Below are 16,773 nucleotides of genomic sequence, written 5' to 3'. Positions count from 1 at the left end.
CAAGTTCTTTTATCAAACAATAATAAACATATACTAAACATTAAGCAAATGTGTATATTACCGCCTATCTTACTATTTTAATACTTTCTAAATAAAAATCAATAGATATCCACGGTTTCCTTTCATACCAAAAGTAAGAATAACCACTAATAATAAATTCATCACAAAATTAAATACACAAAAATAATAACTATTTATTTTATTGAGTATTTTTTCTCTTTATACGCATATTTACCCCCCCCATGAAATATTGGGAGTTCTTTGTGAAATATAACATTTTTATTACAAATTTCAATTTCTAGACTCAGAGATAGACAAAGTCCACTTCACAATTATTGTAGGGTGAAAGTTATTGCTATTTTCCATTTGCTGAGCAACAACTTCATTTCACACTTGATATCAAATCTTAAAAACTCGTCTAACGGGTGGTTTATGTGGAGGTTGGGCAAAAAGTCTTTAATACTCTTCGAAAATCTCTTCAAACCACGTCAGCTCTATCTGCAACCTCAAAACAGTGTTTTGAGCAACCTACGGCTAGCTTCCTAGTTTGCTCTTTAATTTTCATTGAGTATAAAATAAGAAAAGAGCATAGTATCAAGTCTTGAAAAAGCTTGATACTATGCGTCTTATTGTTTAAAAATCTATAAAATTTCTCCTCAAAATAAATTTTCCTAACCTTATTTTTCCTTTTTTCTACAATCAAGGTTTCCAAACCAACCTTCATCATATCCGTGAGGGTATTTTAACGTTCTCCTGCAGTTCAATCTTTACCTGAATTGACTAGACTATCAAAAAGGATCATGATTGCATAAGCATCAACGTGGTGTTGAGCTACCGCATCCATTTCCACAGCTTTAATTCTCCTTTTCCAAGCTCAGTATTCTATTCAAAGAAAGGACATCAAATAACAAAATATTCCCAACTTGAGTAATCATATTTAGTTTTTTAGAAATATAGTCAGCTTGTCCAGTAAAACAAGGCTAGCTATTTGTGGAAAATCGTACTGTGGTCAATCATTACAAATTAGAAATTTAACACAGATACCCTGTAGCTAAGAGTGTTTATTTTTTTATACAGTTCACTCACCTTTTCTTGATTTTGATATTTCATAAAATCACAAACTAAAATATCTCGATTTTCTCCAATTCTAACTGGTAAGCGAATCTAAAAAATTATGCAATTTTTCATTCATTTCAGAATAATCGTTACCACGCAATTCTTCAGGTGATTGAACAAAAGGTAATCTTTTATTCTGTTCTTTCAATTGTTCTTCACCATCAGCATCAATTAATAAATCAATCGCTTTTTCATCAAACTCTAAATGTACTTGGAAAGCATAATGTTTAGGACTAAATCGAACAATCTGTCGTGGACAACCTTGACTGGTAGCAAGGATTACTGCTTCGTCTGTCAATCCCGGCATATCACCATGCCAGTGACCAACTAAAAGCTCTCTACCAAAATGTTTGAGGTGTTTATCTGCTAGTCCTTGACTAGTCATCCTAATAGGGAATACACCTATTTCTCTTTCAGGACTATGCTCATATTGTCCCCCATAAGCTACAGACAGTAGTTGCGCCCCCAAACATACACCTACAATATACTTATCTTCTTCTATTGCTTGGCTAATGAGTCTAATTTCTTCTTTTGGATGATAATAAGGGAAATGTTCTTTATCTTCATCAGGAGATTGAGGACCTCCCATAATGATAAGAAAATCAATGCCAGAAATTGTTTTAGGTAAAGCTTCTCCCTTATAAACTTTAGTTATTCCAATATCATGACCTCTTGATTGTGCCCAAGTTAGATAAGCACCTGGGACTTCAAAACTCTCATGTAGTATAAAATGCACTTTCATTATTTTTTCCTAACACCTTTTTTAACTTAATGGACGGTTATTTGATTTATGAATTGTCAACACAAATTACCATTAAACTTGCTCGATATCTTGCTTCAAATAGTCATCGAACAAGTCTATTAACTTTAATCTCTTTCAGGTAAAGTTTTTAATGATTATCCAAAAAACTTATAATTCTTACCCATAAAATAGAAAAAGAAGCTCAAATTTAAGAGCTTCTTTGGAGACAAGTTAAAGCAATTTATATCATTTTAACTTTTTACAGTTATTAAAATGCTGTTACATCAAGGATTCTTAGCCTAAGTTACTCTTATCTATTATTCCCACTCAACGGTTGCAGGTGGTTTACTTGTGATATCGTAGACGATACGGTTAACATGATCCACTTCGTTTACGATACGTACTGAGATTTTTTGAAGGACATCCCAAGGAATTTTGGCAAAGTCAGCTGTCATACCATCGATAGAGGTAATAGCACGGATTGCAATTGTGTAGTCATACGTACGACCGTCACCCATAACCCCAACTGAACGAACGCCTGTGTTAACAGTGAAGTATTGCCAAATATCGCGGTCAAGGCCAGCTTTGGCAATTTCTTCACGGAGGATAGCGTCTGATTCACGAACTGTTTCTAGTTTTTCTTCAGTGATTTCACCCATAACACGGATAGCAAGTCCTGGTCCTGGGAATGGTTGGCGCCATACGATATGGTCTGGCATACCAAGCTCTGTACCAAGGGCACGAACTTCGTCTTTATAAAGAGTGTTGAGTGGTTCAATCAGTTCAAACTGCATGTCTTCTGGAAGACCACCCACGTTGTGGTGTGACTTGATAGTTTGAGCTGTATCCGTACCAGACTCGATAACATCTGTATATAGAGTTCCTTGAGCAAGGAATTTCACATCTTTGAGCTTGCTTGCTTCGTCATCAAAGACATAGACAAACTCGTTACCGATGATTTTACGTTTTTGTTCAGGGTCAGAAACGCCAGCAAGTTTGTCAAGGAAACGTTTAGCAGCGTCTGCTTTGACGATATTCAAACCAAACTTACCACCAAGCATGTCCATAACTTGGTCCGCTTCTCCTTTACGAAGAAGACCGTGATCCACGAAGATACAGATCAATTGATCGCCAATCGCTTTTTGGAGAAGAACTCCAACAACTGAAGAGTCAACACCACCTGATAGACCAAGAAGGACACGTTTATCACCGACGGTCTCACGGATTTTTTGGATCTGCATGTCGATGAAGTTATCCATTGTCCAGTCGCCTTTAGCCTTACAGATGTTAAGGGCAAAGTTACGAAGGATATCATTTCCGTATACAGAATGACGAACTTCTGGGTGGAATTGGATACCGTAAATGTGTTTATCTGGGTTTTCAATGGCTGCATAAGGGCAGTCAGCTGATGTTCCAGTACGAACAAAGTCAGCAGGAATTTCAGTAACCGCATCACCATGGCTCATCAAAACAGTCTGTTCATCAGGTGTTGATTCAAAAAGCGCTGATGGTGTGTGAGTTAGGGTTGATTGACCGTATTCACGATTTCCAGCATCACCTGCAGGGACAACTTTTCCTCCAAGTTTATGGGTCAATAACTGCATACCATAACAAATTCCCAAAATAGGAATTCCGAGTTCGAAGATTTCTGGGTCAATATCAAATGAACCATCTTCGTATACAGAGTTTGGACCACCTGATAGGATAATTCCTACAGGATTGATTTCACGAACTTCAGCAGCTGAAATTTTATGGCTCTTTAGTTCTGAAAAAACGCCAATCTCACGGATACGGCGTGAAATCAGCTGGTTATATTGGCTACCATAGTCCAGCACGATGATTTTTTCTACATCTTGCAAATCAGTTGATATGTTGCTCATCTTTTTCCTTTCTCAAAAGAAATATCTTTTTCCAATATTCTATCACAAATAAGGGCGAATTACCAACTAATACTCAATGAAAATCAAAGAGCAAACTAGGAAGCTAGCCGCAGGTTGCTCAAAACACTGTTTTGAGGTTGCAGATAGAGCTGACGTGGTTTGAAGAGATTTTCGAAGAGTATAAACAAGGCGAAGATTGACTTTTTCTAGTTTATTAGGGTACAATAGAGAAAAGATAGAAATGAAGTGAAAAATATGCTACCCGCTTATATGAAAATCCATGATCAGATTAAAAAGGATATTGACGAACACCGTTGGGCTATTGGTGAGAGGCTTCCCAGTGAAAGAGATTTAGCAGAGCAGTTTGCGGTCAGCCGCATGACCCTCCGCCAAGCTATATCTCTATTAGTCGAAGAAGGCGTTTTAGAGCGCCGTGTAGGAAGCGGCACCTTTGTTTCCAGTACTCGAGTACAAGAAAAGATGCGAGGGACAACCAGTTTTACTGAAATTGTTAAGTCCCAAGGTAAAGTACCCTCTAGCCAGCTCATTTCCTACAGAAAAACCATTCCCAATGAGCAGGAAGTTGCCAAGTTAGGCATTTCTCCAACGGAAAATATTATCCGAATGGAACGGGTCCGCTATGCCGACCAAGTTCCTCTGGTTTATGAAGTTGCTTCTATTCCTGAAAAATTCATTAAGGACTTTAAAAAAGAAGAAATCACCAGTCATTTCTTCCAAACATTGCAAAAACATGGCTACCGTATTGGTAAATCACAGCAGACCATCTATGCTCGTCTTGCTAAGGAAAAAATCGCCCACTATTTGGAAGTTGAAAAAGGGCATGCTATTCTTGGTTTAACTCAGGTTTCTTACCTAGAAGATGGTACTGCATTTGAATACGTAAAAAGTCAGTATGTAGGCGAACGTTTTGAATTTTATCTTGAAAACAATTAATACTCTTCGAAAATCAAATTCAAACCGCGTCAACGTCGCCTTGCCGTACTCAAGTACAACCTGCGGCTAGTTTCCTAGTTTGCTCTTTGATTTTCATTGAGTATAAAATACTACGCAAAAACTCTCTGTCACGGACAAAGAGTCTTTTTATTTTTCTAAGAGTAAATCTTTCAAAGAAATCAGTGTTACAGCAAACAATATCATTGCCATGCCAAGAAAATCAATGGGATAAAATTGTTCATTCATGATTAGGAAGGCAAAGAAAACCGCCGAAATTGGCTCAATTGAAGCCAACAAGCTTGACTTGACCGGTCCTATCAGACTGGCTCCTTTAAGGAAAGCTGTATAGGCAAAGACAGTCCCAATAAGGATAATGCCCGCAAATGCAAGGAGAAAATCAAGACTAGTTGGAATAGTAGCCTCTAGAACCCCTGTAAAAGGAAGGGCGACTAAACCTGCTATGACCATTCCCACACCAATGACCAAACTGCTCCCCCACTTCTTAATCAGGGCTATGGGCAAAATGATATAAAGCGCATAAGTCAAGGCAGAAAAGAGACCCCAGAACAGGCCTGCAGGTGTCATAGATAACTGGTCCAACTGCCCATGAGTGGCGATTAGGAAGGTCCCTCCAATGGCTAATATGATGGAAATAATCTCTCCCAGTGTCGGTGCCACCTTATCCTTGATACAGCTATAAATCAAAATCCCAACAGGACAAACATACTGAAGCACTGTCGCGGTTCCTGCATTGGTCTCCTGAATAGCAGTTAGATAGGCAAATTGATTGAGGAAGAGGCCAATTAGAGCAAAAATGAGAAGAGACAGCAAACTCTTCCTATCCTTTAAAAAGGCCAGCATTTTATCCTTTGCAGTAGCGTAAGCCAATAGCATGAGAATTCCACCAGCGATTAAAAGACGCAAGTTGGTCAAAACCAGAGCAGAAATTCCGTGCGCCATCAGGTATTGGCCACTCGTTCCTGACAGGCCCCAAGCAATCCCAGCCACAACTGTTAATAGAGTCCCTTTTAAAACGTTTGACATGTCTCTCCTTACTCTTCTTTGCGAATCAAGTTCATCACTTGATTGCGGTCTAAAATCCACTGGACCCTCTCATCCTTTTCATAGGTACGATTTGATAGGAAAATAGCCGCTTCTTGCTTCTGACGATTCCACATGATAAAGGTACCTGTATAGCCCGTATGGTCTAGCCAATCTCCTTCCAAATTCCATGCCAAAGAACGTTCCTTGTCATCCAAAGGAGAAAAATTTTGACTCAAATCTCTTGCAAAATCATCTGCTAAATAGTGTTCTAAAAAGATTTGTAAATCCTTTACAGTCGAAAACAAACCAGCACTACCTGCATGTCTGCCCAAGAGGCGAGCCTTGGGATCATGTACCATGCCTGCATCTACACCTCTAATTGTTGGAACAGCACGCTCAACAGGACCAAACTGGGTATCCTTCATTCCCCAGGAATTCCAGACTTGTTCTTGTAAAATTACATCCAAGTCTTGATTAAAGATTCTTTCCAAGATAAAACCTAACAGTAAAAAATGAACATCCGAATAAAGAAAGGCTGGATGACTTCGTCTCTTGAGATGAAACATAGCTTCCTTTAATTCTGAGGCTGTTAAAAGATCACGATTAGGAATAAACGGATCAAGATCTGTTGCGTGAGTTAAGAGCTGACGAATAGTGATGTCTGGATAATCACTCTCAGCTAAAAAATCGGTTACCGGTCTGTCAATATCTAATTGACCTTTTTCCCACAAGAAGGTAAAAACGGTACCAACCCCAACAACCTTGCTGACACTAGCTAGGTCATAAACCAGTCCTGCCTCGGTCTGCAAGCCATGCTCTGGGTCACTCTGGCCTAAATAGAACTCCGTCCATTGATGGTCCTTAAAATACGCAAAAGAGGCTCCGGGATAAATCCCTGCCTCGATTTGTTCTTCTATTTTTTTAATAATCTTGGTCCACTTCATACTTCTTCAAACCACAATTCAACATTATTTCTATCTTTTCCAAGGAAGAATTTTTCAGACTTAGGAATAAAATATTCGGTAGACTCAAACTTCTTGCGAAGACTTGCTATATCTAGTTCATTGACCAAGAACTTGAGCATAGATAAGTCCCAAGTAACCGTATTGTCCACAGTCAAATCCTGCCCCTGTGCTGGGATAAAATCAAGTGAAGCCCCAATTTCAGATAGTTCCAAGAAACTATCTACATCCGTTGGGAGGTGTAATTCCATGGAAATCTCAAATTTACTTAAAGAAATTGATGCCAAATCTGTTTGAAATTCAGGATTTTCTCCTACTTCTACTAGACTTGCTCTATCATCTTCCGCATGAATCAAAATCAAATCATTTTCTGGTGAAAAAATTTCAAAAGCGTAGCCATTTTGACCTTTATATAATTGATAAATCGAATCTGTTTTAGCTAATAAGGCCTCGATTTCTAAGGGATTTTCCACCTTGATAATCAATCTAGCTAGTTTTTTTCTTCCTTCTACCTTACGAGTACGCATACTTGGTGCCTCTTCCAAAACCAGCTTCTCAAGACCTGTTTGGTCCCCTAGTGATAGGAAGGCTGATTCCTCTAACAAGGCCTTCATTCCAAGGGTTTCAATATAAAATGTTTCATTTAATTTTCTATTATTAACTTTTAAAGTAGGAATAATCCGTACAATCTGATTTACATTCATAAATTCCTCCAACTCTTTTATTTTAAAGGATTTTAGAATTTTTTACAAGAAATTATGCTCAGATTTACCTTTTTTTCGTAAAATTTCATCTAAAAAACCGAGGATTTCCTCGGTTTCAATTTCTTATAGGTAAAGGAATTTGAAAATAGCTACTGCCGCAATTGCTGCTGCGATCGGTGCAACTACTGGTACCCAAGAATACCACCATTTTGAATCGCCTTTGTGCTCACCAAGAACTGATTTTGGAAGGAAAGCATGAAGGAGACGTGGTCCCAAGTCACGGGCTGGGTTCAAGGCAGGTCCTGTAGGTCCACCAAGTGATGTTACCAAAGCCATAACAAGGAAACCAAGTGCCAAGTGAGCTACTGAAAGTCCTGAAGCAGTATGTGGTGCTACTTGGGCTTTGATTGCTAAATCAGAAAAGTCAACATTTTGACCTGCTTGACTAGCCATTTGTTTCATGTATTGAAGCACTTCAGAACCAAAGAAGTTTTTAGTCATTCCAAGGGCTGCGAAGAAAAGAACAAATGATCCAACAAACTCATTTACAAAACCATTAACAGTTGCTGCAAAATGTGATTCTTTTGTACCATTATCCAAACTTGAAATTGTTGAGAAAGTACCCAAAATATTGTTTGGATTTTCAGTTTTCAAGTAGTATGGGCGGTGTGTTGCCACAACCAAGGCTTGACCAAAGATAGCACCCAAAACTTGTGCGATGATATAAGGCGCAACTTGTGCCCAAGGGAAAAGACCGCTGATTGCAAGTCCAAGAGTGAAGGCTGGGTTGATGTGGTTTCCAGATACGTTACCAAACATTAATGCTGGGATCATAACCCCCATACCATAACCAACAGCGATAACGATCCAGCCACTTTGGTGACCTTTCGTACCTTTAAGTTCAACGTTGGCAACTGCACCATTTCCAAGAATGATCAAAATAGCAGTTCCCAAAAATTCAGTGGCATATTTAATTGCCCATGTGAAATCCATTTGATAGATTCTCCTTAAAATTTTTTAGACAATCCTTATTCTATCAATTTTTATATCTTTTAGCAACTACTTTTCCGAAAGATTATATAAGAAAGCGGTTTTATTTCTTATAAAAAACAAAAGGATTAAGGGAGTGAATTTCCTTAATCCGATAGTCTCTTAAGCCTGACGCTGACCAAAGTCCTTAATCATCTGCTCCATTTCTTGTCGACTAGGAGTTGTCAGCATATAAAGGTAATCTCCTTGAAGTTCTGCGAAGGCCGCTGGCATGATTTTTTTAACCTTGAACTGCTGACTATATTTGGCAAGCAAGTCCTCCTCAGAATAGACATAGTGAGCATTTGCACGACGTGATGTAGCCAAACAATACTGAGATTCAAACTCTGACGCTGGGAACTCTTCTCCTGCGACAATTGCCGCATAGCCTCGGTAGAGGTCCAAGGAATGAGCAAAGTTATAAACATCAATGGTAAAACCACCTGCAGGACGGTTATTGTACTCAATGGCAATGTAGTCGTCCCCTTCACGGAAGAACTCAATATGGAAGAACCGTTCTTTCATACCAAATTCCTTGACAATTGCCTCACCATATTTACGTAATTTAGGATCCATATCCTTAAGAACGTAATAAGAATTGTCCATCTTGTAAATCATGAGATCCAGCGGTGTATAGGCGTAATCAAAGGTCGTTGAGAAGACAATCTTTCCATCCTTATCCACTAGACCATCAAAGGTGCAAATTTCGCTGGAAGTGACAAATTTTTCAAAGAAATAAACGGTCGAATGGTCCCATTCTTGCTTGAAGTGATTGATATCGTCTTCTGTTCCAAGCTTAAAGGTCGCGGCCGCTCCCACTCCATTGTCAGGTTTGGCAATCATTGGAAGGCCGATTTCATTCACAGCTTGATCCACATCTGCTTCCGTCTTGATAACAGCTCCAGGTACCACGGGTACGCCTGCTTTTTTGAAGAGTTTCTTCATTTCAGACTTAAATTTCGTCTTTTTGAGATCCTCTGGTTTGGCACCAAAAACATTGAATTGCTCACGAAGACTTGCATCTAACTCAAGCCAGTATTCATTATGAGACTCGATGCGATCAATTGGACCATGTTTATAAAATAGAAAAGCAACTGCTCGTTTGACTTCATCTATATTTTCAAGATTGTCCACACGGAAATATTCGGTTAGGCTATTGCGTAAAGGCTCATCCAATTGCTCGTATGGTTCCTGACCAATTCCCAAGACGGTTATGCCTTTATTAGCTAGTTCAATTGTAAACTGTTGAAAGTTTTGTGGATAGTAGGGAGAAATAACAAGGTAATTCATAGGTAACTCCTTTTATAAATAGAGATTTCCAAGGAAATAAGGCATTTGTTTGCGCCACCATTCCCAGTCGTGGGCGACATCGTGTCCCCATTCAGCAAACCAGGCTGGAATTTGTTTCTGGTCAAAGGCTTCTTTAAGCTTGTAGAAAGATGGTAGACCATCTTGTTCCCAGGCACCAAGACCCGTACACAGCACAATCTCTGCCTGACGGTAACGGTCAATAAACCAGCCATCGTTCTGATTCCAGATATAATCTACTGGCGAGTTTTGGTAAATAGCATCATCATTGTAGTAATCGCCAACAAAGAAACGTGCGTCGTAAACACCACTAAGAGCTATCACCTTGGTAAAAACATCTGGATGCTGGAGGAAGAAATTGAGTGCATGATAGGCTCCCATGGAGCAACCTGTCGTCATCATACCATCAAACCAACCTGTCTTATGCTTAATAAAAGGAATGGCCTCCTCAATCACATAGCGTTCATAGGCACGATGCATCTCTGCTTGGTCGTGACCATTTTTCCAAGTGGCCAACCAGCTCTCACTATCCACACTGGATAGGGTAAAGAACTGAACACGACCTTCTTCTATAAAGGAAGCACAGGCATCAATCATGCCAAAATCATAGTATTCATTGTGACTACCACCTGATGAAGCAAAAACCACAACTGGAATCCCAGCATGTCCATAACGGTTGAGGTACATTTCACGGTTGAGGTGACCACTCCAGTGGCTAAGGTTTTCGATATGCATTAGCTTTCTCCTTTCCTAACTTACCATTTCTCTGCAAAAAATCTCAGACAGTCTGGTAAATTCTCCGACCAAGGGATTTCACTATGGATGGCACCAGACTGAACTTTCAAGACAAGATTATCCAGATGAACTCCCCCTGCTATCAAATCATGGTAATAGCGAAGCGACGAATCGATATAGGCTTGTTTGATATTGCCAGCCATCAAGGTCTTGTCTGTATCATCCGCTTCTTCCGTTCCCACATAGATAAAGATACGCTGGTCAGGTGATAAATTTTGTCGCTCGATATAGCGGTTAAAGGCTTCTTGGTGCAGCCAGTTGGCAGATGAAAAGACACCTAGACAGCCAATTTGATCTTGGTATTCCAAACCGATAAACTGGGTAATATTCCCTCCTAGTGAGGAACCAATCATGGCTGTATGCTGGCAATCAGCTTTTGTACGGTAGGTCTCATCGATAAAAGGCTTGACCACCTCCATAACAAACTCGGCATACTCTACACCCTTACCACCAAATTGCTGCCCTGGGATAGGAGATTCTTGGAACTTCCAAGCTGCATACTCATTCATCCGCCCCATACCATCATTATCAATGGCTACGACAATCATGCGACTGATATCAGGATTACGCTTGATGGCTGGGATAATCTTCCATGAATGGCCAATGAAGGACTCCTTACTATAAAAAACATTTTGCCCATCATGAAAGTAAACAACAGGATAGGAACGATCCGTGTCATTCTCATAATCTTTAGGAAGAAGAACACGCACACGGCGCTCCTTACCTGTATAAGGAACCTTAAGTTTGTGTTCTTTCATTTTTAGATAAAAGTAGGATTGATTCATTGTCAGAAAACTCTCTATATTCAAAATTTTATCTCATTATATCATAAAAATAGAAAAAAAGTCAGTTTTGCTTCCATTTTTGGATTAAAAACTAACTTTTTCATTTAATTTTCTAAATTCTTTTGGATTTTCTGATTAGAGCAGATTATCAATTAAGTCATCCACTTCATCTTTTTCAACCTGAGGTGTGATCTCAGTAATCATAATCCCTGCCACTGCTCGCTCAACTAAGCCCTTAACATCCATCCGTTTTTCATACTGCTCTGCATTCTTAATCTTAGGATTGGTCTTAGGACGGTCAGGTGCAAAAATGGTACAGCAGTCTTCAAAAGGCTGGATAGAAATGTCAAAGGTATCGATTGCCTGGGCAATGTCAATGATTTCCAATTTGTCCATAGTAACCACAGGACGAATGACTGGAGTGCTGGTCACATCGTTGATAGTTTGCATACTTTCCAAGGTCTGACTGGCTACTTGACCAAGACTTTCCCCATTGATGATAACTAAACCGTTTCTCACCTCACGAATACGGTCGGTAATCCGCATCATAAATCGACGAGTCAAGGTCATGAGGTAGGCTTCTGGCGCTTTAGCCTTGATTTCCTCTTGAATCTCTGTGAAAGGTACTTCGATAAACTGGATATTTCCACCAAACTTGGTTAATTTACGAGTTAAATCCTGAGCTTTCTTGAGAGCACCTGGACTAGTGTAAGGTGGGCTAGCAAAGTGAACGGCCTCAATATCTACCCCACGTTTAAGAGCTAGATAACCTGCCACAGGTGAATCAATTCCTCCTGACAACATGAGCATACCTTTACCAGAACTTCCCACAGGTAATCCTCTTGCTCCACGGAAGGTTTCATAGGAAATATAGGCAGCCTCCTCACGAATCTCAACCTGAAGATTAATATCTGGATTTTTCATCTGAGCTTTCACGTTTGGAATAGCCTTGAAAACAGCACTACCAAGAGTTTGATTGAGTTCACGACTATCAAGTTCAAAGGTGTGGTCGCTACGCTTACCAGTGATTTTAAAGGTCATCCCTTCCTTGTAAGTTTCTTTCATAATCTCTTGGACAGCAGATTTAAGAACTTCCACAGACTTTTCGACTTTATAAACGGGAGAAAAGTTTTGAATTCCAAAGACTTGCTTGAGGGATTCTGCTACTGCTGTGTAATCAGCTCCATTGAGGTAAGCGTGGGCACGATCGCGATCTGCGGTTACCTTAACTTGGGGATAGATAGACAAAACGTCTGAAATATTATTACGAAGTTTATTGATGAAGCGCATACGATTTTTGTGTTTGGTTGACAATTCTCCGTAGCGAATCATAATTTCTGAATACTGCATAAATGCTCCTATCTTACTTTTCTAGTTTGATTATAAATTAATTTTAGCTTGGTCAAAAACTGCTCGACCTGACTCATATCATTTTCAAGGTCTAGGCTTAAACGCACAGCTGACTGGGCCTTATCTTTGTCCACTCCCATGGCTATCAAGGTGCCTGCAGGTTTCCCTGCCTTGGATGAACAAGCAGAGGTCGTAGAAATAAAAATATCATAGTCTTCAAAGGCGTGAACAATGACTTCACCACGAACACCCTTGATTCCAAAAGTCAGGATATGAGGGGCAAAGTCTTCCTCATCTGAAAAGACAAAAATATCTGGATAGTCCAGAAGGGCATGACGAATCACTGCCTTCATCTGTCCAGTCTTACTAGTAAAGAAATCTAGCTTTTCCATAGACAAACGGAGGGCCTTGGCTGTTGCTGCTATTCCTGCCACATTTTCAGTTGTCGAACGATAATCACGCTCCTGCCCACCACCTGTTAAAAGAGGCGTAATCCTCTTACCAGACTTGATATAGACAAAACCAACACCACGGACACCATGAAACTTATGACTCGAGAAGGTCGCAAAATCCACTCTATCAGTTAGATACTTTTCAGTTGGAATCTTGGCAAGCGCCTGAACCGCATCAACTTGGAAGGAAATTGTCGGTTTGTCTGCCAAGAGTTCTGAAATAGCCTCAATAGGTTGGATAGAGCCAATTTCATTGTTTACTGCCATGATAGAAATTAGGATCGTATCAGGTCTTATCAAATCTGCTAACGCCTCAACATCCACAAATCCTTGCTCATCTACTGGAGCAAAATCCACTTCAAAACCTTGAGATTTTAACCAGAGGGCTGATTCCTTAATTGCTGGATGTTCAATGGCTGATACGATGATGTGCTTGCCAAACTGAGCTTTTTCAAAGGACACACCCTTGATAACCCAGTTATCCCCTTCTGTTCCACCAGAAGTAAAGAAGATTTCATCACTTTTCTTGCCAATCAAATCTGCAATTTGCTGACGAGAAGCATCTAAAATTCGTGTTGCCTGATCTCCCAAACGATGGAGACTAGATGGATTTCCTAAAATTTTTGAAGCCACCTGCATATAGGTTTCAAGTACTTCAGGATAGGGCTTGGTCGTCGCTGAATTATCAAAGTAAATCATGTTTTCTCACGCTTTCTAAAATCACTCCTTCTATTGTATCATGAAACGGAGCTTGCGACAAGAAAGGGCAATTTCTCTTTTTTTAAGATTTTTTTAAAGAAATGCGGTATAATAAGTTTTAATTAAAGGAGAGAATGTATGTCTAATTATCGTAGAACTTCAAAACCAAAAACAGAACACATCAAAAAAGGCTTTACGGTCTTTCAAAAAACCGTTGCTACTATCGGTAGTATCCTTGGCTTAATTACCGCAAGTATCACTATCATGAACGCCTTGGATAATAATAAAAATACTAAAAAAGAACCTACGACAAGCCAGACGACAACCATTGTCAAAGAAATTCAAAAGGAATCCCCTAAGGAAAACACCAGTCCTAATAAGGAAAATAATACTAGTCAAGAAAAAACACAGCAAGAAGAAACGCCAAAATCTAGCGTCAAGGAAGATAAAAAAGAAGAGCAGAAAACAGCAACTCAGGATTCTTCTACCACTGCTCCTACTCCAAGTAAACCTGCCGCTAAAAATGAAAAACAGTCCAATACCCCAACTTCAGAAAACAAAAGTAATCAATAGCCAGTAAAATAGCTTCCCTCCAAACTTGGAAAGAAGCTGTTTTTTTATTGTTGTAATACTTTTCGAGGTTTGGTACCTTCAGCTGGACCGATGACACCTGCCATCTCCAGTTCTTCCATGAGGCGGGTCGCACGGTTAAAACCGACTGATAAACGACGCTGAATCATGGATGCACTGGCTTTCTGGGTTTCGATCACCAAAGCCTTGGCTTCTTCAAAAAGCGGATCTCCACCAGCATCTCCATCTGAAAATTCTCCTTCATTTTCAGAAACCTCACCTGGATCAAAACTCTCATCGTAGTCCGCATCAGCCTGAGCCTTGATGAAGTTTACGATGCGTTCGACATCATCATCCGAGATAAAGGAGCCTTGCAAACGAACTGGATGATTTTCATCAATCGGCTTAAAGAGCATATCTCCTCGACCAAGCAGTTTTTCTGCTCCATTTTCATCCAAAATCGTACGAGAATCTGTTCCTGATGAAACTGCGAAAGCGACACGAGATGGGACATTAGCCTTAATCAAACCAGAGATGACATCAACAGATGGACGTTGAGTTGCAAGAATCATGTGGATACCTGCAGCCCGCGCCTTCTGTCCAAGTCGGATAATAGCATCTTCTACCTCCTTGCTGGCCACCATCATGAGGTCAGCCAACTCATCCACAATCACAACAATGAGTGGCAGTGGAACTTGCTTGTACTCAGACTGTGCATTAAACTCTTCTACCTTGGCATTAAAACCTGCAATATTCCGAACTCCCACCTTGGCAAAGAGTTCATAACGGTTTTCCATTTCATCCACAACCTTTTGCAGAGCCTTGCTGGCCTTACGTGGATTGGTCACAACTGGAATCAAGAGATGGGGAATATCATTGTATACAGACAACTCAACCATCTTGGGATCGACCATCATAAATTTGACTTGGTCTGGTCTTGCCTTCATGAGAATGCTAGCAATAATGCCATTAACAGCTACTGACTTCCCTGATCCCGTTGAACCTGCGACGAGCAAGTGGGGCATTTTAGAAAGGTCAAAAGCTCTTGCGGTGCCATTAACTGCCTTTCCTAGAGGAATTTCTAAGAGATTTTCAGGCTTGGTTTGAGATTGTTCCCAGAGTTCGCGGAAGGACACAGTCGCAATCTCAGAGTTAGGCACTTCGATTCCGACTAGGGATTTCCCAGGAATTGGTGCTTCAATCCGAACATCCTTAGCGGCCAGTGCCAGTGCTAAGTCATCTGCTAAATTAGAAATGCGGTTAACCCGTACTCCAACTGCTGGTTTGACTTCATACTTGGTCACTGATGGCCCAATTTCAGCCCGTTCCACCGTCACCTTGATACCAAAGCTAGCAAAGGTTTCTTCTAGGATTTTGATATTTTCCCGAACGATTTTCTTCTCTTTAGACTGATCTTTGGGTTTATCTGGGGCAAAGAGTTGTAAGCTTGGAAGTTTGTATTCAAGAGCCTCCCTGGCTGAAAAATCGACCTGAACATCTTCATCGTCAGAGCCATCTTCCTCTTCAGGGAATTCAAGTTCAGCTTGAGGTAGGATGATTTCTGGTTCCACCCACTCTTCTTCTGGAACAGGAGGAACGTCAAGCACAACATCATCAGTCAGAATTTCACCCGTTTCCATATCAACAGGAGGCAAATCGAGTAAGGCTTTTTCAGCTTCTTCTTGTTCTAATCTAGCCTCTTCCTCAGCCTTTTGGCGAGCTTTTTCTTCTTGTTTGACAAAGCGTTCCTCTTTTCGACGCTCATGCCCTTCTCGCCATTTAGCAAAGCCTCTACTGAAGAATTCAGCAACATCATAAACAGACCAAGAGCTGACGAGGAGAACCCCCACTAAAATGAAGATAACTCCAATAAAGTAAGTACCGATATTTGAAAAAAGAAAGGCGGTTGGCATATAAAGAGCAACTCCAATCAAGCCTCCTCCAGCAAAACTGGTCGTTCGAAAACCAGTCAAATCAGTCACAACCTGAGCCATGGTTCCTTTTAAAATCGACTTGTCCAAACCATATTTCCAAACCAAGTAGGCTTCAAAAATCAGGAGCAAGCCTGCAAATATGGTGAAAAATCCAGATAAGAGTCCTTCCTGTTTTCGTATCCACTTGAAAAAGAAGAGATAGAGCAATAGGGCAAATATTGCCAGATAAGCTAGGCTACCCACCAGCAAGCGAATTAAATTGTAAAGAGTTATACCCGCAGCCCCTAATTTGAAGGCTGCGAAAATCAATAAAATCGCGATTCCCAACGAAATCAACATTCGTTGAATCGCTTCTTTTCTTTCGAGTTCTGCTTTAGACGGTCTCCGTCTTGTTTTACTTGTATTCTTGTTTGCCATTCTTCTATTATACCATATTTCACAGGCATTTC

14 protein-coding genes and 1 pseudogene are annotated in these 16,773 nt (G+C 40.2%); 2 read left to right on the top strand and 13 right to left on the bottom strand.

The features are described 5' to 3' along the window. Positions 1 to 742 precede the first annotated feature (742 nt). From RYL77_RS01240 to guaA, 3 genes and pseudogenes are all read right to left on the bottom strand, one after another. Positions 743 to 1,009 (bottom strand): annotated as a pseudogene (locus tag RYL77_RS01240) (purine-nucleoside phosphorylase); the annotation flags it as partial. A 138-nt stretch (positions 1,010 to 1,147) separates the two neighbouring features. Beyond that, complete coding sequence (locus tag RYL77_RS01235; protein WP_315009244.1) at positions 1,148 to 1,858, bottom strand: type 1 glutamine amidotransferase; 711 nt, start codon at positions 1,856 to 1,858, stop codon at positions 1,148 to 1,150. A 317-nt stretch (positions 1,859 to 2,175) separates the two neighbouring features. Beyond that, on the bottom strand, positions 2,176 to 3,738 hold the full coding sequence (gene guaA / locus RYL77_RS01230; protein WP_050313444.1) for a glutamine-hydrolyzing GMP synthase: 1,563 nt from the start codon (positions 3,736 to 3,738) through the stop codon (positions 2,176 to 2,178). 255 nt (positions 3,739 to 3,993) lie between these two features. Between guaA and RYL77_RS01225 the strand changes: the two genes are divergently transcribed. Beyond that, on the top strand, positions 3,994 to 4,692 hold the full coding sequence (locus RYL77_RS01225) for a GntR family transcriptional regulator (protein WP_000936183.1): 699 nt from the start codon (positions 3,994 to 3,996) through the stop codon (positions 4,690 to 4,692). A gap of 147 nt (positions 4,693 to 4,839) precedes the next feature. On the opposite strand, the gene RYL77_RS01220 is transcribed toward RYL77_RS01225, so the two are convergent. The 9 genes from RYL77_RS01220 to RYL77_RS01180 form a co-directional block, all read right to left on the bottom strand. Further along, positions 4,840 to 5,736, bottom strand: a complete 897-nt coding sequence (locus tag RYL77_RS01220; RefSeq protein ID WP_315009241.1) for a DMT family transporter — start codon at positions 5,734 to 5,736, stop codon at positions 4,840 to 4,842. Positions 5,737 to 5,744: 8 nt separating this feature from the next. Beyond that, on the bottom strand, positions 5,745 to 6,680 hold the full coding sequence (locus RYL77_RS01215; RefSeq protein ID WP_315009239.1) for a serine hydrolase domain-containing protein: 936 nt from the start codon (positions 6,678 to 6,680) through the stop codon (positions 5,745 to 5,747). Further along, positions 6,677 to 7,402 carry a CppA N-terminal domain-containing protein gene (locus RYL77_RS01210; protein WP_315009237.1) on the bottom strand — a complete coding sequence of 242 codons (726 nt, stop codon included), beginning with the start codon at positions 7,400 to 7,402 and terminating at the stop codon, positions 6,677 to 6,679. Before RYL77_RS01210 ends, RYL77_RS01215 begins: the two co-directional genes overlap by 4 nt. Positions 7,403 to 7,525: 123 nt before the next feature. After that, complete coding sequence (gene gla / locus RYL77_RS01205) at positions 7,526 to 8,395, bottom strand: aquaglyceroporin Gla (RefSeq protein ID WP_049491488.1); 870 nt, start codon at positions 8,393 to 8,395, stop codon at positions 7,526 to 7,528. Between the two features lie 159 nt (positions 8,396 to 8,554). Continuing rightward, on the bottom strand, positions 8,555 to 9,721 hold the full coding sequence (locus tag RYL77_RS01200; RefSeq protein ID WP_315009235.1) for an ATP-grasp domain-containing protein: 1,167 nt from the start codon (positions 9,719 to 9,721) through the stop codon (positions 8,555 to 8,557). A 12-nt stretch (positions 9,722 to 9,733) separates the two neighbouring features. Then, positions 9,734 to 10,474, bottom strand: coding sequence for an esterase family protein (locus RYL77_RS01195; RefSeq protein ID WP_153199706.1), 741 nt, complete (start codon positions 10,472 to 10,474; stop codon positions 9,734 to 9,736). 20 nt (positions 10,475 to 10,494) lie between these two features. Next, positions 10,495 to 11,319: an alpha/beta hydrolase gene (locus RYL77_RS01190; protein WP_315009233.1), complete on the bottom strand. Its 825-nt coding sequence runs from the start codon at positions 11,317 to 11,319 to the stop codon at positions 10,495 to 10,497. 135 nt (positions 11,320 to 11,454) lie between these two features. Continuing rightward, complete coding sequence (gene thiI / locus RYL77_RS01185) at positions 11,455 to 12,669, bottom strand: tRNA uracil 4-sulfurtransferase ThiI (protein ID WP_315009231.1); 1,215 nt, start codon at positions 12,667 to 12,669, stop codon at positions 11,455 to 11,457. Between the two features lie 8 nt (positions 12,670 to 12,677). After that, positions 12,678 to 13,820 (bottom strand): cysteine desulfurase family protein, encoded by a 1,143-nt coding sequence (locus tag RYL77_RS01180; RefSeq protein ID WP_315009229.1) that lies wholly within the window; start codon positions 13,818 to 13,820, stop codon positions 12,678 to 12,680. A gap of 138 nt (positions 13,821 to 13,958) precedes the next feature. Between RYL77_RS01180 and RYL77_RS01175 the strand changes: the two genes are divergently transcribed. Further along, a complete protein-coding gene (locus tag RYL77_RS01175) occupies positions 13,959 to 14,393 on the top strand; it encodes a DUF6556 family protein (protein ID WP_315009227.1) in 435 nt (144 codons plus the stop codon). Between the two features lie 44 nt (positions 14,394 to 14,437). Here the strand turns inward: RYL77_RS01175 and RYL77_RS01170 are convergent, their stop codons facing one another. Further along, positions 14,438 to 16,741, bottom strand: coding sequence for a DNA translocase FtsK (locus tag RYL77_RS01170; protein ID WP_315009225.1), 2,304 nt, complete (start codon positions 16,739 to 16,741; stop codon positions 14,438 to 14,440). Positions 16,742 to 16,773: the final 32 nt, after the last annotated feature.

Origin of the sequence: uncultured Streptococcus sp., from assembly GCF_963516515.1 — a bacterium.
In the GTDB taxonomy this organism is placed as follows: domain Bacteria; phylum Bacillota; class Bacilli; order Lactobacillales; family Streptococcaceae; genus Streptococcus.
This window is presented reverse-complemented; position numbering and strand designations above follow the sequence as displayed.

Excerpts from the sequence above, each read along its gene's own strand:
- RYL77_RS01235 (WP_315009244.1), bottom strand. The coding sequence starts at position 1,858 with ATGAAAGTGCATTTTATACTACATGAGAGTTTTGAAGTCCCAGGTGCT.
- guaA (WP_050313444.1), bottom strand. The coding sequence starts at position 3,738 with ATGAGCAACATATCAACTGATTTGCAAGATGTAGAAAAAATCATCGTG.
- RYL77_RS01225 (WP_000936183.1), top strand. The coding sequence starts at position 3,994 with ATGCTACCCGCTTATATGAAAATCCATGATCAGATTAAAAAGGATATT.
- RYL77_RS01220 (WP_315009241.1), bottom strand. The coding sequence starts at position 5,736 with ATGTCAAACGTTTTAAAAGGGACTCTATTAACAGTTGTGGCTGGGATT.
- RYL77_RS01215 (WP_315009239.1), bottom strand. The coding sequence starts at position 6,680 with ATGAAGTGGACCAAGATTATTAAAAAAATAGAAGAACAAATCGAGGCA.
- RYL77_RS01210 (WP_315009237.1), bottom strand. The coding sequence starts at position 7,402 with ATGAATGTAAATCAGATTGTACGGATTATTCCTACTTTAAAAGTTAAT.
- gla (WP_049491488.1), bottom strand. The coding sequence starts at position 8,395 with ATGGATTTCACATGGGCAATTAAATATGCCACTGAATTTTTGGGAACT.
- RYL77_RS01200 (WP_315009235.1), bottom strand. The coding sequence starts at position 9,721 with ATGAATTACCTTGTTATTTCTCCCTACTATCCACAAAACTTTCAACAG.
- RYL77_RS01195 (WP_153199706.1), bottom strand. The coding sequence starts at position 10,474 with ATGCATATCGAAAACCTTAGCCACTGGAGTGGTCACCTCAACCGTGAA.
- RYL77_RS01190 (WP_315009233.1), bottom strand. The coding sequence starts at position 11,319 with ATGAATCAATCCTACTTTTATCTAAAAATGAAAGAACACAAACTTAAG.
- thiI (WP_315009231.1), bottom strand. The coding sequence starts at position 12,669 with ATGCAGTATTCAGAAATTATGATTCGCTACGGAGAATTGTCAACCAAA.
- RYL77_RS01180 (WP_315009229.1), bottom strand. The coding sequence starts at position 13,820 with ATGATTTACTTTGATAATTCAGCGACGACCAAGCCCTATCCTGAAGTA.
- RYL77_RS01175 (WP_315009227.1), top strand. The coding sequence starts at position 13,959 with ATGTCTAATTATCGTAGAACTTCAAAACCAAAAACAGAACACATCAAA.
- RYL77_RS01170 (WP_315009225.1), bottom strand. The coding sequence starts at position 16,741 with ATGGCAAACAAGAATACAAGTAAAACAAGACGGAGACCGTCTAAAGCA.